General features: G+C 72.3%; 14 protein-coding genes. 6 read left to right on the top strand and 8 right to left on the bottom strand.

Annotated features, from left to right (window positions below):
- Positions 1-8: 8 nt before the first annotated feature.
- The 5 genes from P1K89_RS09975 to P1K89_RS09955 all read right to left on the bottom strand — a co-directional run bounded on the left by P1K89_RS09975 (position 9) and on the right by P1K89_RS09955 (position 4,836).
- Positions 9-1,169 carry an ABC transporter substrate-binding protein gene (locus P1K89_RS09975; RefSeq protein WP_284616222.1) on the bottom strand — a complete coding sequence of 387 codons (1,161 nt, stop codon included), beginning with the start codon at positions 1,167-1,169 and terminating at the stop codon, positions 9-11.
- A 14-nt stretch (positions 1,170-1,183) separates the two neighbouring features.
- Positions 1,184-2,032: a pantoate--beta-alanine ligase gene (gene panC / locus P1K89_RS09970; RefSeq protein ID WP_284616221.1), complete on the bottom strand. Its 849-nt coding sequence runs from the start codon at positions 2,030-2,032 to the stop codon at positions 1,184-1,186.
- Between the two features lie 14 nt (positions 2,033-2,046).
- Positions 2,047-2,856: a 3-methyl-2-oxobutanoate hydroxymethyltransferase gene (panB, locus tag P1K89_RS09965; RefSeq protein WP_284616220.1), complete on the bottom strand. Its 810-nt coding sequence runs from the start codon at positions 2,854-2,856 to the stop codon at positions 2,047-2,049.
- A gap of 104 nt (positions 2,857-2,960) precedes the next feature.
- Positions 2,961-3,806 (bottom strand): ABC transporter permease, encoded by an 846-nt coding sequence (locus tag P1K89_RS09960; protein ID WP_284616219.1) that lies wholly within the window; start codon positions 3,804-3,806, stop codon positions 2,961-2,963.
- Positions 3,807-3,873: 67 nt separating this feature from the next.
- Complete coding sequence (locus P1K89_RS09955) at positions 3,874-4,836, bottom strand: ABC transporter permease (protein ID WP_284616218.1); 963 nt, start codon at positions 4,834-4,836, stop codon at positions 3,874-3,876.
- Between the two features lie 87 nt (positions 4,837-4,923).
- On the opposite strand from P1K89_RS09955, the gene P1K89_RS09950 reads away from it, so the two are divergent.
- Genes P1K89_RS09950 through P1K89_RS09925 form a run of 6 tightly spaced genes read left to right on the top strand, consistent with a single transcriptional unit; the run spans position 4,924 to position 11,501 of the window.
- Entirely contained in the window at positions 4,924-6,381 is a 1,458-nt protein-coding gene (locus P1K89_RS09950; RefSeq protein WP_284616348.1) for an aldehyde dehydrogenase family protein, read from the top strand.
- 45 nt (positions 6,382-6,426) lie between these two features.
- The gene (locus P1K89_RS09945) at positions 6,427-6,687 is read left to right on the top strand and encodes a ribbon-helix-helix protein, CopG family (RefSeq protein ID WP_284616217.1); all 261 of its coding nucleotides are present in this window, start codon (positions 6,427-6,429) and stop codon (positions 6,685-6,687) included.
- Positions 6,684-7,100, top strand: coding sequence for a type II toxin-antitoxin system VapC family toxin (locus tag P1K89_RS09940; RefSeq protein ID WP_284616216.1), 417 nt, complete (start codon positions 6,684-6,686; stop codon positions 7,098-7,100). Before P1K89_RS09945 ends, P1K89_RS09940 begins: the two co-directional genes overlap by 4 nt.
- Positions 7,101-7,118: 18 nt before the next feature.
- A complete protein-coding gene (locus P1K89_RS09935) occupies positions 7,119-7,898 on the top strand; it encodes a glucose 1-dehydrogenase (protein ID WP_284616215.1) in 780 nt (259 codons plus the stop codon).
- A 22-nt stretch (positions 7,899-7,920) separates the two neighbouring features.
- Complete coding sequence (locus tag P1K89_RS09930) at positions 7,921-10,434, top strand: serine/threonine protein kinase (RefSeq protein WP_284616214.1); 2,514 nt, start codon at positions 7,921-7,923, stop codon at positions 10,432-10,434.
- Entirely contained in the window at positions 10,431-11,501 is a 1,071-nt protein-coding gene (locus P1K89_RS09925; protein ID WP_284616213.1) for an alpha/beta fold hydrolase, read from the top strand. The genes P1K89_RS09930 and P1K89_RS09925 overlap by 4 nt, the downstream gene beginning before the upstream one ends.
- Here the strand turns inward: P1K89_RS09925 and P1K89_RS09920 are convergent.
- The 3 genes from P1K89_RS09920 to bufA2 all read right to left on the bottom strand — a co-directional run bounded on the left by P1K89_RS09920 (position 11,498) and on the right by bufA2 (position 13,618).
- Entirely contained in the window at positions 11,498-12,307 is an 810-nt protein-coding gene (locus P1K89_RS09920; protein ID WP_284616212.1) for an HvfC/BufC N-terminal domain-containing protein, read from the bottom strand. The genes P1K89_RS09925 and P1K89_RS09920 overlap by 4 nt on opposite strands.
- Positions 12,304-13,158: an MNIO family bufferin maturase gene (gene bufB, locus P1K89_RS09915; RefSeq protein WP_284616211.1), complete on the bottom strand. Its 855-nt coding sequence runs from the start codon at positions 13,156-13,158 to the stop codon at positions 12,304-12,306. Before bufB ends, P1K89_RS09920 begins: the two co-directional genes overlap by 4 nt.
- A 205-nt stretch (positions 13,159-13,363) precedes the next feature.
- Entirely contained in the window at positions 13,364-13,618 is a 255-nt protein-coding gene (gene bufA2 / locus P1K89_RS09910) for a BufA2 family periplasmic bufferin-type metallophore (protein ID WP_284616210.1), read from the bottom strand.
- Positions 13,619-13,670 lie beyond the last annotated feature (52 nt).

The following is a 13,670-nucleotide window of genomic DNA, read 5'->3' as shown; positions in this document are numbered from 1 at the left end:
CGCGTCCGTCAGCGCGCCGGGGCCGACGCGGCGGCAGCGACGGCGGCGGCCGGCACGAAGCGGCCGTCGCGCACTTCGGCCAGGTGCAGCGGCCGTTCGGTGTCACCGAAGGCATCGAAGCGGTACTCGCCCAGCAGGCCCGGCCAGGGCTTCGCCGGATCGGACAGCTGCTTGGGCAGCGCGGCGCGGCTGCCGGCGGCCGCCAGCGCGGCCGCGCCGACCATCAGCGCGTCGTAGGACTGCACGGCCGGCGTGGCCGGCAGGTCGCCGAAGCGCGTCTTGAAGCGGTTGCGGAAGTCGACATAGGCCGGCACGGGGCTGTCCAGGTCCAGCGCCTGCAGCGCGAGGCAGCCTTCGACGGCCCGCGCGCCGACCTGCAGGAATTGCGCGTTCGCGGCCCAGGGCGACACCGCCAGCTGCACCTCGGGCTGGCGCCGGCGCAGCTGCTGTGCGAGCAGCGCCGCATCGCCGACGCCGGTGACGATCAGCACCGCCTGCGGCCGCGTCGCGAGCAGCTGCTCGGCGATGGCGCCGAAGTCCGGGCTGCGCTCCTCGTAGCCGATGCGCCCGCCCACCTGGCCGCCGAGCGCGGCGAAACGTTCGGCCGCCGCCACGCCGAAGCCGGCCGAGTACGCCCGGTTCTTGTGGTCCATCACGATCGCCAGCGAGGCCATGCCGCGCCGGTGCAGTTGCTCGCCGAGCTGGCGCGCGCCGATCGCCGCCGCGGTGCCGACGCGGAAGAACAGGTCCTTGCGGCCGCTGAGCTCGTCGGTGGTGGCGGTCGGGCTGATCAGCGGCAGTTGGTGGCGATCGGCCGCCGGCAGCGCGGCCACCGCCATCGCGCTGGTCATCGGGCCGATCGCGAAGGCCGCGCCGTCGCGGGCCAGCGCATCGATGGCCGCGACGATGCGCTGGGCGTCCTGCTGGTCGTCCTGCACCAGCAGCTCGTAGCGCGGACCGTCGCGCTGGTTCAGCGTTTCGACGGCCAGCAGCGCGCCGTTGCGGCCCTGCACGCCGAGCTCGGCGACCGAGCCCGACAGGCCGCCGACGAAGCCGACCTTCACGAGTTGCGGCGCGCGCTGGCAGGCCGCCAGCGGCAGGGCGAAGACGGTGGCCAGCAGCGCATGGCGCCGGCGAACCGGGCGGGCGGACGCCGACGCAGCTGCCACGATGACCTCGACGGTTAGGGGGTGAGCTCCAGATTGTCGATCAGCCGCGTCGTGCCCAGGCGCGCGGCGCTCAGCACGACGAGTGACGCATCACCGCTTTCATCCTCGCTCGAGGGAAGCGCGAGGTCCTTCCGGCGCCGGATCGCGACGTAGTCCGGCGCCCAGCCGCGTGCGCTCAAGGCCTGCATCGCCTCGGCCTCGATCGCCGCGAAGTCGCGCCGGCCGCCGGCCACCGCGTCGGCGACGCCGCGCAGCGTGCGCGACAGCGTCACGGCTTCGGCGCGCTCGGCGGCGCTCAGGTAGCCGTTGCGCGACGACAGTGCGAGGCCGTCGTCGGCGCGCGTGGTTTCGCCGCCGTGGATGGCGATCGGCAGCGCCAGCTGCTCGACCATGCGGCGGATCACCATCAGCTGCTGGTAGTCCTTCTTGCCGAAGACCGCCAGCTGCGGCTGCACGATGTTGAACAGCTTCAGCACCACCGTGCACACGCCGGTGAAGAAGCCGGGGCGGAAATGGCCTTCGAGGATGTCGGCCAGTTCGCTGGGCGGCTGCACCTTGTAGCCCTGCGGCTCGGGGTAGAGCTCGCGCTCGGAGGGTGCGAACAGGAGGTCGCAGCCCGCCTCCTGCAGCAACTGCGCATCGCGCTCGAGCGTGCGCGGGTAGGTGTCGAAGTCCTCGTGCGGCGCGAACTGCAGCCGGTTGACGAAGATGCTGGCGACCACCGGCGCGCCGCCGGCCGCGCGCGCCTGGCGGATCAGCGACAGGTGGCCTTCGTGCAGGTTGCCCATCGTCGGCACGAAGGCGGTGTTCGGCGCGCCGGCGAGGGCCGCGCGCAGCTCGGAGAGGGTGTGGATCGTGTGCATCGGGAAAGCCTCCTTCAGTAGCCGTGCAGTGATTCGTCGGGGAAGCTGCCGTCGCGCACCGCGCCGACATAACGTTGGATCGCCGCGGCCACGCCACCGCCTTCGGCCATGAAATCGCGCACGAAGCGCGGCGGCTTGCCCGGGTTCAGCCCCAGCATGTCGTGCAGCACCAGCACCTGGCCGCTGCAGCCGGCGCCGGCGCCGATGCCGATCACCGGAATCGGCAGCGACGCGGTGATCTCCGCGGCGAGCGCGCTGGGCATCAGCTCCAGCACCAGCATCGCGGCGCCAGCGTCGGCGAGCTCGCGCGCGTGGCGCCGCAGCGTCTCGGCGGCCGCGTCGTCGCGGCCCTGCACGCGCCAGCCGCCGAGCGCATGCACCGATTGCGGCGTCAGCCCGAGGTGCGCGCAGACGGGAATGCCGCGTTCGCTCATCTGCCGCACCAGCGGCGCGGTCCAGCCGCCGCCTTCGAGCTTGACCATGTGCGCGCCGGCCTGCATCAGTCTGGCGGCGCTGTCCAGCGCCTGCGCGGTAGACGACTGGTAGCTGCCGAACGGCAGGTCGCCGAGGACCCAGGCGCTGCGATTGCCGCGGGCCACGCACTTCACGTGGTAGGCCATCTCGTCCAGCGTCACCGGCAGTGTCGACGGCCGGCCCTGCAGCACCATGCCCAGCGAATCGCCGACCAGCAGGATGTGCACGCCGGCGTCATCGGCGACCCGCGCGAAGGTCGCGTCGTAGCAGGTGAGCATGGCGATCTTCTCGCCGGCGGCATGCATCGCGCGCAGGCGATGCAGCGTGATCGGTTTGCGCGCGTCGGGCATGGGGGCTCGCCGGGGTACTGCAGGGGCGCGCAGTCTAACGCTGCAGTGCAGCAAAAGTCTGTCGTGGGGATGACGGTTGGAGCGCTCGCTCCAGTCGCCGGCGTTCAGCGCTTGCGTGCGAGCTTCGGGTCCATCAGGTCGCGCAGCCCGTCGCCCATCAGGTTCAGCCCCAGCACGCTCAGCGCGATCGCCACGCCGGGGTAGACCGCCAGCAGCGGCGCGCTGAAGAGCTGGCTCTGCGCCTCGTTGAGCATGCGGCCCCAGCTCGGCTGCGGCGGCTGCGTGCCCAGCCCCAGATAGGACAGCGCGGCCTCGGCGAGGATCGCGGTGGCGAAGGAGATCGTCGCCTGCACGATCAGCACGCTGGCGATGTTCGGCAGCACATGGTCGAGCGTGATGCGCCAGGGCCCCTTGCCGGCGGCGCGCGCGGCCAGCACGTACTCGCGCGCCCACACCGCGTTGGCCGCGCCGCGCGTGATGCGCGCGAACACCGGGATGTTGAAGATGCCGATCGCGACGATGCCGGTGACCAGCCCCGGCCCGTAGATCGCGCCCAGCATGATCGCCGACAGCAGCGCCGGGAACGCGAAGGTGAAGTCGGCGGCGCGCATCACCAGTTCCTCGACCCAGCCGCGCCTGGCCGACGCCAGGCAGCCCAGCAGCACGCCGGCGATCAGCCCGATGCCGACCGCGATGATGCCGACGACGATGGAATTCTGCGATCCGACCAGCAGCTGCGACGCGATGTCGCGGCCCAGGCTGTCGGTGCCCAGCCAGTGCGCCGCGCTCGGGCCTTTGAGCTTGTTCGGGATGTCGATCTCGGCCGGCGGGTAGGGCGACCATAGCAGCGACAGCGCCGCCGCCAGCAGCAGCAGCGCCGACAGCGTGGCGCCGAGCACGAAGCTGGGGTGGCGGCGGGCGCGGGCCGCGAAGCTCGTCGGCGTGTTCATGCGGCCCCCTGGGCGCTTCGCGCCGTCCCCCCGAGGGGGAATGAGCCCTTGGGGCGGCCCGGCGGGCTCATGCGTCGCTCGCCCGCAGCCGCGGATCGACCAGCGCGTACAGCACGTCGACGACGAAGTTGACGACGATGACGATCGCCACCAGCAGCATCACGACGTCGCGCACGACGACGAGGTCGCGGTTGGCGATGGCCTGGAAGACGAGCCGGCCGATGCCCGGCAGTACGAAGACGTTCTCGACCACGATGGTGCCGGTGATCAGGTTCGCGAATTGCAGGCCCATGATCGTCAGCACCGGGATCATCGCGTTGCGCAGCACGTGGCGCCACAAGGTCGCCCGGCTACTGAGGCCCTTGGCTCTGGCGGTCCTGACGTAGTCCTCGCGCATCACCTCGAGCACCGACGAGCGCGTCACCCGCGCCAGGATCGCCGCCTGCACCAGCGCCAGCGCGATCGCCGGCAGCGCCAGCGACTGCAGCGCCGGGCCGAGACCGCCGCCGTCGGCTTCGCTCCAGCCCGGGAAGCCGCCGGCCGACACCCACTGCAGCTGCACCGCGAACAGCAGGATCAGCATGATCGCGAACCAGAAGTTGGGCACGGCGATGCCCAGCTGCGACGCCAGCATCACGCCGACGTCGCCGGCGCGGTTGTGGCGCGCCGCGGCATAGATGCCGAAGGCCAGCGCGAGCACCGTGGTCAGGGCCATCGCCAGCAGCGCCAGCGGCACGGTCACGCGCAGGCGCTCGACGATCAGCTCGGCGGTGGGCGTGCCGTAGGACAGGCTGTTGGCGGTCTCGCCCTGCACCAGGCCGGCGATCCAGGTGATGTAGCGCTCGCTCGCCGGCCGGTCGAGGCCGAGCTTCTTCTCCAGCGCGGCGATCGATTCGGGCGTCGCGGTATCGCCCAGCATCACCTGCGCAACATTGCCCGGCAGCAGCTCCAGCACCGCGAACACCAGCAGCGAGGCGACCGCCAGCGTGGCGAAGAAGGTCGCGAGGCGCCTGGCCAGGAAAACGCTCATGCGGGCTGGTGCGCAGCGGTGCGGGACATGAGAACTATCATGCCCCAAACCCTCTGTTCCCCTGTTGCCCTTGGCGGAGCGATCGAGATGGCCGCGACGATTCCCTTCGACACCACGCAAGTCCTCATCGGCGGCCGCTGGTCGCCGGGCGCGAGCGGCGAGACGCTGCCGCTGATCGATCCGAGCGACGGGTCGCTGCTGGCGCAGATTGCGCGCGGCACGGCGGCCGACATCGATGCCGCGGTGGCCGCCGCGCAGGCGGCGCTCGACGGCGACTGGGGCCGGCTGACTGCCGCCGAACGTGGCCGGCTGCTGCTGAAGCTGTCGGCGCGGGTGGCCGACGCCGCCGACGAGCTGGCGGAGCTCGAAGCGCGCGACGTCGGCAAGCCGGTCAAGCAGGGCCGCGCCGACGCGCTGGCGCTGGCGCGCTACCTCGAGTTCTACGGCGGCGCGGCCGACAAGGTGCACGGCCAGACGATCCCGTTCGCCGACGGCTACACCGCGCTGACGCTGCGCGAGCCGCACGGCGTCACCGGCCACATCGTGCCGTGGAACTACCCGATGCAGATCATCGGCCGCTCGGTCGGCGCGGCGCTGGCGATGGGCAATGCCTGCGTGCTCAAGCCCGCCGAGGAGGCCTGCCTCACCGCGCTGGCCTTCGGCCGCCTGGCGCTGGAGGCCGGCCTGCCGGCGGGCGCGCTGAACATCGTGCCGGGGCTGGGTGAAGAAGCCGGCGCGGCGCTGACCGCGCATCCCGGCGTCGCGCACCTGTCCTTCACCGGCTCGGTGGCGGTCGGCCGGCTGGTGCAGGCCGCCGCCGCGCGCAACACCATCCCGGTCACGCTGGAGCTCGGCGGCAAGAGCCCGCAGCTGGTCTTCGCCGATGCCGACCTCGACGCGGCGCTGCCCTTCCTGGTCAACGCCGGCATCCAGAACGCCGGCCAGACCTGCTCGGCGGCGTCGCGCATCCTCGTCGAGCGGCCGGTCTTCGACGAGGTGGTCGCGCGCATGGCCGAGCGCTACCGCGCGCTGCGCGTCGGGCCGGCGCTGGACGATCTCGACGTCGGCCCGCTGATCTCGGCGCGGCAGCGCGACATCGTGCAGGGCTATCTCGCCGCGGCGCACGACAGCGGCCTGCGCATCGCCGCGCAGGCGACGCTGCCGCCCGGCCTGCCCGAGCGCGGCTGCTACGTGCCGCCGACGCTGCTGGCGCCGGTGACGCCCGAGCACCGCCTCGCGCAGGAAGAGATCTTCGGCCCGGTGCAGGTGGTGATCCCGTTCGACGGCGAGGATCACGCGGTGGCCATCGCCAACGGCACCAACTTCGGCCTCGTCGCCGGCGTCTGGACGCGCGATGGCGGGCGGCAGTTCCGCGTCGCCAAGCGGCTGAAGTGCGGCCAGGTCTTCGTCAACAACTACGGTGCCGGCGGCGGCATCGAGCTGCCCTTCGGCGGCGTCAAGCAGTCGGGCCACGGCCGCGAAAAGGGCTTCGAGGCGCTGTACGGCTTCTCGGCGCTGAAGACGGTGGCGATCCGGCATGGATGACGCTGTCATACAATGGATGACAGTCCGGAAGACAGGAGGACGGCCATGCGTGTCAATGCTCGCCTCGATGACGAGACCCAGAAGCAGCTCGAGTACCTCGTCGAGACGACCGGCGAGAGCGTCAGCCATGTCGTCCGCGAGAGCGTCGCGCGCTACTACGACGAGGTGCGTTCCCGCCAGCCCACGCTGAAGCATTTCGGCCGTCTGATCGGCAAGGGCCACAGCGGCCGTAGCGACATCGCATCCAACGTCAAGCAATACGTCGCCGAGAGCCTCGAGGCCAAGCACGGGTTGCGGCGCAAGTGATCGCCGTCGACAGCGGCTTTCTGTTCGCGCTGGCCGATGCCGATGATCGCTGGCATGCGCGCGCGAGTGCTGCTGCCGACACCGTCGCGGAAGGCTGGGTGACGACGTGGGCCGTCCTGGCGGAGACAACGCACCTGCTGGCGGCGCGGCTGGGCATCGAGTTCGCCATCGGCCTGATGGAGGACGTGGTGGCAGGCGCGATCGTGGTGTGGGACCCGCCCCCGCTGCAGCGGGCGACGATTCCGGCATTGATGCGCAAGTACGCCAAGTTGCCGATGGACCTGGCCGACGCGACGCTGGTCCTGCTGGCCGAACACCTGGGCCATGGACGCATCCTCACGACCGACCAGCGCGATTTCGGCGCCTACCGCTGGAAGCAGCGCAAGCCCTTCCACAACCTGCTCGCCGACTGAACACATGAGGAGACTCACATGACCCCCACCGGCACGCGCTTGAAGAACAAGGTGGCCATCGTCACCGGCGGCGGTTCCGGCTTCGGCGCCGGCATCGCGGCGAAGTTCGTCGCCGAGGGCGCGCAGGTGCTGATCGCCGACCGCGACCTGCAGGCCGGCCTCGACGTCGCCGCGCGGCTCGGGCCGGCGGCGCGCGCGGCGCGGGTCGACGTCAGCGACGCCGCCGACGTGCGGCTGATGTTCGAGGCCGCCGAAGCGCACTTCGGCCGCCTCGACATCCTCGTCAACAACGCCGGCGTCGGCCACAAGCCGCAGCCGCTCGAAGGCCTGCCCGAGGACGAGTTCGACCGCATCACCGCGGTCAACATGCGCGCGATCTACCTCGCGATGCGCGAGGTCGTGCCGCGCCTGAAGGCCAACGCGCCAGGCGTGCACGGCCAGCGCGGCGTGGTGCTCAACGTCGCGTCGACCGCCGGCGTCAGCCCGCGGCCGCGCCTGGCTTGGTACAACGCCAGCAAGGGCTGGGTCATCACCGCGACGCGCGCCTGCGCGGTCGAACTGGCGCCCTTCGGCATCCGCGTCGTCGCGCTGAACCCGGTGGCCGGCGAGACGCCGCTCCTGGCCACCTTCATGGGCGAGGACACGCCCGAGATGCGCGCGAAGTTCCTGTCGACGATCCCGATCGGCCGCTTCTCGCTGCCCGAGGATCTGGGCAACGCGGCCTGCTTCCTGTGCAGCGACGAGGCGACGATGATCACCGGCGTGTGCATGGAAGTCGACGGCGGCCGCTGCATCTAGGCGGCAAAAGGCGCGGCAGGCGATGGCCGATCCGGATGCGACCCGCGTGCGCGGGGCCGACCCGGACGCCACCCGCGTGCAGGGCGGCGATCCCGATGCGACGCGCGTGCGCGATGTCGATCCCGATGCGACCCGTGCGCGGGCGCCGGCGGCAGCCGACCCGGAGGCCACCCGCGTGCGCCCGGCGGCGCCCCCGGCGGCCGAGCCCTTCCCCGGCGGGCGCGACACCGATCCCGAAGCGACGCGCGTGCGCGTCACCCGCCATCGCCGCGATGCGCTCGACGAGCCCGAGCCGCCAGAACTACCGACGGCGCCGGTGCCGCTGCCGCGCCAGCCGCCGCTGGCGCTGCAGCCCGGCTTCCGGCTGCACGAGTACCGCATCGAACGTGTGCTCGGCCAGGGCGGCTTCGGCATCACCTACCTGGCCACCGACGTCAACCTGCGTGCGCCGCTGGCGATCAAGGAATACCTGCCGGAGGAGATCGCCTTCCGCACCGGCGACCGCAGCGTCAGCCCGAACGCGTCGCGCCACCGCGAGCGCTACAAGCTGGGCCTGGAGATGTTCCTCGCCGAGGCGCGCACGCTGGCGACCTTCCGCCATCCGAACATCGTGCGCGTCGCGCGCTTCTTCGAGGCTCACCGCACCGCGTACATGGTGCTGGAGTACGAGAAGGGCCAGCCGCTGCGCACCTGGTGGCCCGAGCACCAGTCGCTCGGCGAGCGCGGCCTGCTGCAGCGTCTGCAGCCGCTGCTCGACGGGCTGGCGGTGGTGCATGCGGCGGGTTTCCTGCACCGCGACATCAAGCCCGACAACATCCAGGTGCGCGCCGACGACGGCCGCTTCGTGCTGCTGGACTTCGGCTCGGCGGCGCAGACCGTCACCTTGGCCGACCAACAGGCGGTGATCGTCACGCCCGGCTTCGCGCCGCTGGAGCAGTACGGCTTCGGCGAGCAGGGCGCGTGGACGGATGTCTACGCGCTCGGCGCGACCTTGTACTGGGCCGTCACCGGCCACAAGCCGCCGGATGCCGAAGCGCGCGCGGCGGGCGTGCAGATGAAGCCGGCGGTCGAGGCCGGGCGCGGGCGCTACGGCGAGGCCTTCCTGCGGGCGATCGACTGGGCGCTGGCGACGAGCGCCGGCGAGCGCCCGCGCGACATCGCCGCGTGGCGGCAGGCGCTGCTGGCCGACCACGCGGCCTCGCTGGGGCTGAAGGAGGCGCTGCACCGCGACGATCGCGGCGCGGCGTCGGCGAACCAGGGTGTCGGCGCTCGTGCGCTCGAGGGCGTTCGCACCGTCTTCTCGCCGTCGGCCTGGCCGCTGGCGGTCAAGCTCACCGTCGCGATGCTGGTCACCGCGCTGCTGCCGATGCTGCTGACCGCGGCCTACAACCTCGACCGCAGCCGCGAGGCGCTGCTGACCAGCGAGATCGGCCAGGTCGAGCTGCTCGCGCACCAGACCGCCGGCCGGCTGTCGCAGCTGATCGTCGACAGCCAGAACCTCGCGCGCGTGCTCGGCACCGACAGCGACTTCGTGCGCTGGCTCGGCGCCCCGGACGAGGCCGGCAAGGCGATGCTGCGCGAGAAGGCGATCGCCATCGCGCAGGCCAACCGCGACGTGCACCTGGTGATGGTGATGGACCGCGACGGCACCGCGCAGGTGTCCAACGACCCGCAGGTGATGGGCCGCAACTTCCGCTTCCGCCAGTACTTCCAGGAAGCGCTCGCCGGCCGCCCCTTCATCACCGGCGTCGTCGTCGGCGCGGTGGCCGGGCAGGCGGGCGTGTTCTTCTCGGTGCCGGTGCAGGACGCCGCCGGCGCGGTGGTCGGCGCCGTCGTGCTGCGCATCCATGCGGCGTCGTTCGCGGCCATCCTTGACGAGATGCGCTCGGCTGCCGCCACCGCCGGCGTGTCGTCGAGCGAGGCGGCGCTGACGCCCTTCCTCGTCGACGGCGACGGCGTGGTGATCTACCACCCGCGCGAGGACCTGCTGTACAAGAGCCTCGCGCCGCTGCCGCCGGACCGGCTGGCGGCGATCCGCGCCGACCAGCGCTTCCGCCGCGACACCATCGAGCACCTGAACCAGCCCGAGCTGTCGGCGGCGATGCTGCGCGCGCAATCGCCCGGCCACCTCAACTACCGCTCCGCGATCACCGGCGTCGACGAGATCGCCGGCTTCGCGCCGGTGCCCGGCCAGGGCTGGGTGGTCGGCGTCAGCGAGCCGCGCGCAGCCTTCGAGCAGCCGGTGGACGAGCTCTACCGGCAACTGCTGGTCAGCATCGGCCTGGTCGGGCTGCTGTTCACCGGGCTGGCGCTGCGCTTCGCGCGCAGCATCGTGCGGCCGATCCAGGCGTTGACCGGCGCGGCGCATGCGCTGAAGGCCGGCGACTTCGAGAAGGCGACGGTGACCGTGCACAGCCGCGACGAGGTCGGCCAGCTCGCGCGCACCTTCAACGTGATGATCGACGTGCTGCGGCAGCGCGAGCGGGAGCGGGAACGGGAAACCTCCGCCGCGCCGCCGCCGAAGGATCGGCCGTGACAGGGCTGCCGCCGTTGCGCAAGTCCGCCTGGCCGCCGCCGGGCTGGCACGACTGGCTGGCGATCGCCGAACGGCTCGACCGCCGCTTCGACGGCCACTACGCGATGGCCGGCTTCGACTACCAGCAGGCGGTCGCGTTGCAGGCCGCCGTGCCGCTGCGGCTGCGCCGGCCCTACGAGGTGCCGGTGGCCTGCACCGACTGGGGTCCGCGCCACGGGCCGCTGGTGATCTGCTGCGGCGGCGTCGCGAACACCGCGATGCGCTTCGCCTTCCTCGCCGCCGACCTCGCGCGCGAGGGCTTCCGCGTGGTCTGCATGGACTGGCTCGGCCGCGGCCGCAGTGGCTGGCTGGCCGACCACAGCGAGTACACGCTGGCGAGTTACGTCGAGCAGCTGCGCCAGCTGATCGGTCACCTGGGCGGCGAGCCGGTGGCGCTGGTCGGCTCGTCGATGGGCGGCAGCGTCGCGATGGCGCTGGCGGCGCAGGCGCCGCAGCTGGTGTCGCGGCTGGTGCTCAACGACGTCGGGCCGCACATCCCGCGCGCGCGCCGGCTGCGCCGCGCCGAGACGCTGGCGCGGCACTACGTCTTCCGCACGCCCGAGGAGCTGATGCGCCGGGCCGGTGCCGCACAGAAGCACGACGGCCCGGTGGCCGACGACGTGCGGCTGTTCATCGCCTACCACCAGACCTGCTGGTCGCCCGACAACGGCGGCCGCGTCTACCGGCACGACCTGCGCGCGCTGCTGGCCTACCGCGACGACGCGGCGAGCAGCGTCGACCAGTGGGCCGAATGGTCGGCGATCGGCGCGCCGGTGCTGGTGCTGCATGGCGAGCAGTCCGATGCGCTGACGGCGCCGACCCTCGAGCGCATGCGGCAGAGCCGGCCCTTCGCGCTGGCGCACGTGCCCGAGACCGGCCACACGCCGGTGCTCGCCGACCGCAACCAGACGGCCTTCATCGGCGCCTGGCTGCGCGGCGCGGTCGGCGATGCGGTCGAGTGTTCGCTGCAGCATGCGTCGCCACGGCATGCGTGGCAGTCCGCCGAGGACGTGTCTTTCGAGCGCTAGGACGCCGGCCCGGCCAGGCCCGACAGCAGCCCGTCGTCGAGCCAGCGCGCGAGCAGCCCGGCGACATGGGCCGGCGCGGCATCCTCGTCGACGAACCCCACCGCGTGCTCGCACAGCGTCGCGAAGTCGGCGCCGTCGGCCAGTGCCTGCAGCAGCGCGGCTTCGTCACTGGCGAGCGATCGCCACAGCGTCTCCGGCCCCTGCCGCCAGGCGAGCAGGGTGTGCGGCGCGGCCTCCGGTGCCGGCAGCTCGGGTTCGTCGCCCGATTCCGGGTCGGCTTCGCGCAGCACGCGCCAGGCCGCTTCGACCGCCCAGTCCAGCGGGAGGCGCTGCACCGCCGGGTGCAGCGTGAAGCGCAGCGCGGGCCAGTCGCCGGGGGCCACGGCGGCCAGCGCGGCCCGGTCGAGCAGCGGCGCGTCGGCGGCGTCGAAGGCGGTGCGCAGCGCCCAGTCCATGCGCGCGAGGTCGACGAAGGCCGGGTGCGGCACGAGGCTGTCCTCGGCGTCGAGCGACGCCGCCATGAACTCGGCGAGGCGGTGCCCGAACCAGCGGATCGACGGCGTGCGCGAAGGATGCGCCGCCAGGTAGGCGCGCGCCAGCGTCTCGAAGCCCTCGTCGCCGAGCGCTCGCGCGAGCACCTCGTGGTTGTCGCGCAGCGCGTCGACCAGCCGGGCCGCGTACGCATGGCGATAGGCGAACAGCGCCGGCGGGCCGCCACGCGGATCGTCGGCCAGCAGCGCACCGGGCTCGGCGCCATCGGCCACCGCGGCGGCGAAGGCGCGTTGCGTCTCGCGCAGGCCGTTCATGCGGGTACTCCCGCCGCGGCCTCGGCGACCACCGCGGCCGCGATCTGCCGCGCGATGTCCAGCTCGGCCAGCAGCTCCGGCAGCGGCGGGATGTGGTCGTCGCGTTCGATCATCGTCGGCTTGAAGCCCAGGCGCTGCAGCGTGTAGCGGTAGAGGTCCCAGACCTCCGCGCACACCGGCGCGTCATGGGTGTCGATCAGCACGTCGCCCTGGCGCGAATGGCCGGCCAGGTGGATCTGCAGCACGCGATCGGCCGGCATCGCGTCGATGTAGGCGCGCGCATCGAAGCCGTGGTTGACGCTGGAGACGAAGACGTTGTTGACGTCGAGCAGCAGCCGGCAGTCGCAGCGCCTGAGCAGCTCGGCGACGAACTCGTACTCGCGCATCTCGTCGGATGCGAAGCGCACGTAGCTCGACAGGTTCTCGATGGCGATCCGGCGGCCGAGGATCTCCTGCACTTCGTCGATGCGCGCGACCACGTGGCGCAGCGCAACCTCGTTCATCGGCAGCGGCAGCAGGTCGTGCAGGTTGCGGCCATCGACGCCGGTCCAGCACAGGTGGTCGGACAGCCAGGCCGGCTCGACCCTGGCGGCCAGTGCCTTCAGCTCGCGCAGGTAGCCGCGGTCCAGCGGATCGGTGCCGCCGATCGACATCGAGACGCCGTGCATGACCACGGGGAAATCGCGGCGGATGCGCTCCAGGTGCGCCAGCGGCCGGCCGCCGGGCACGAGGTAGTTCTCGCTGATGATCTCGAGCCAGTCGACCGCCGGCGGCGTGCCGGACTGGAAGTCGGCGTAGTGCTCGGTGCGCAGGCCGAGGCCGAAGCCGGTGATGGTGGAAGGGCCGCTCATCGTGTCCGCCATGCAAAAGCACCCGGCACCGTTGCCGGCGGCCGGGTGAAGAAAGGCACCAGGAACGAGCTCCTCGCGAAAGCTCCTGGAGCGTGCACCGCCGCCGGCCGATGTCCGAGGGCGGTGCACGCGCCAGGCGCCCGGCGTCCGGCCCCGACGCGGGGTCGCCGGACGCCGAGGCGCTCAGGGCGCTCGGCGGGGCCGCTTACTTGGCGACCTTGCCGCCCTTGTCGGTGCACTCCTTGGCCGACTTGACCGTCACCCAGCCCTGGCCCTTGCAGCTGTTCTGGCCCTTGCACGAGCTGCTGGCGGTCTTGCACTCGCTGGTGCCCTTGCAGCTGTTCGTGCCGGTGCACTTGACGCCCGCGTCGGCGGCGGCGGCGGTGGTCGGGGCCAGGCCCATCGAGAACAGCGCGGCGGCGGCGGTCGCGATGGCCATGCCGGACTTGAGGTGCTTCATGTCTGTCTTCCTTTCAGTGGATGGGAACAATGATCGGCGCGTCGGTCCGGAG

Source organism: Aquabacterium humicola, assembly GCF_030167915.1.
Classification (GTDB): domain Bacteria; phylum Pseudomonadota; class Gammaproteobacteria; order Burkholderiales; family Burkholderiaceae_C; genus Pseudaquabacterium; species Pseudaquabacterium humicola.
Note: the sequence above shows the minus strand (reverse complement) of the source record. Positions and strands in the feature narration are given on the sequence as shown.

Bases quoted from the DNA above. Each gene is read 5' to 3' on its own strand.
- panC (WP_284616221.1), bottom strand. From the start codon at position 2,032: ATGCACACGATCCACACCCTCTCCGAGCTGCGCGCGGCCCTCGCCGGC.
- panB (WP_284616220.1), bottom strand. From the start codon at position 2,856: ATGCCCGACGCGCGCAAACCGATCACGCTGCATCGCCTGCGCGCGATG.
- P1K89_RS09960 (WP_284616219.1), bottom strand. From the start codon at position 3,806: ATGAACACGCCGACGAGCTTCGCGGCCCGCGCCCGCCGCCACCCCAGC.
- P1K89_RS09955 (WP_284616218.1), bottom strand. From the start codon at position 4,836: ATGAGCGTTTTCCTGGCCAGGCGCCTCGCGACCTTCTTCGCCACGCTG.
- P1K89_RS09950 (WP_284616348.1), top strand. From the start codon at position 4,924: ATGGCCGCGACGATTCCCTTCGACACCACGCAAGTCCTCATCGGCGGC.
- P1K89_RS09945 (WP_284616217.1), top strand. From the start codon at position 6,427: ATGCGTGTCAATGCTCGCCTCGATGACGAGACCCAGAAGCAGCTCGAG.
- P1K89_RS09935 (WP_284616215.1), top strand. From the start codon at position 7,119: ATGACCCCCACCGGCACGCGCTTGAAGAACAAGGTGGCCATCGTCACC.
- P1K89_RS09930 (WP_284616214.1), top strand. From the start codon at position 7,921: ATGGCCGATCCGGATGCGACCCGCGTGCGCGGGGCCGACCCGGACGCC.
- P1K89_RS09920 (WP_284616212.1), bottom strand. From the start codon at position 12,307: ATGAACGGCCTGCGCGAGACGCAACGCGCCTTCGCCGCCGCGGTGGCC.
- bufB (WP_284616211.1), bottom strand. From the start codon at position 13,158: ATGAGCGGCCCTTCCACCATCACCGGCTTCGGCCTCGGCCTGCGCACC.
- bufA2 (WP_284616210.1), bottom strand. From the start codon at position 13,618: ATGAAGCACCTCAAGTCCGGCATGGCCATCGCGACCGCCGCCGCCGCG.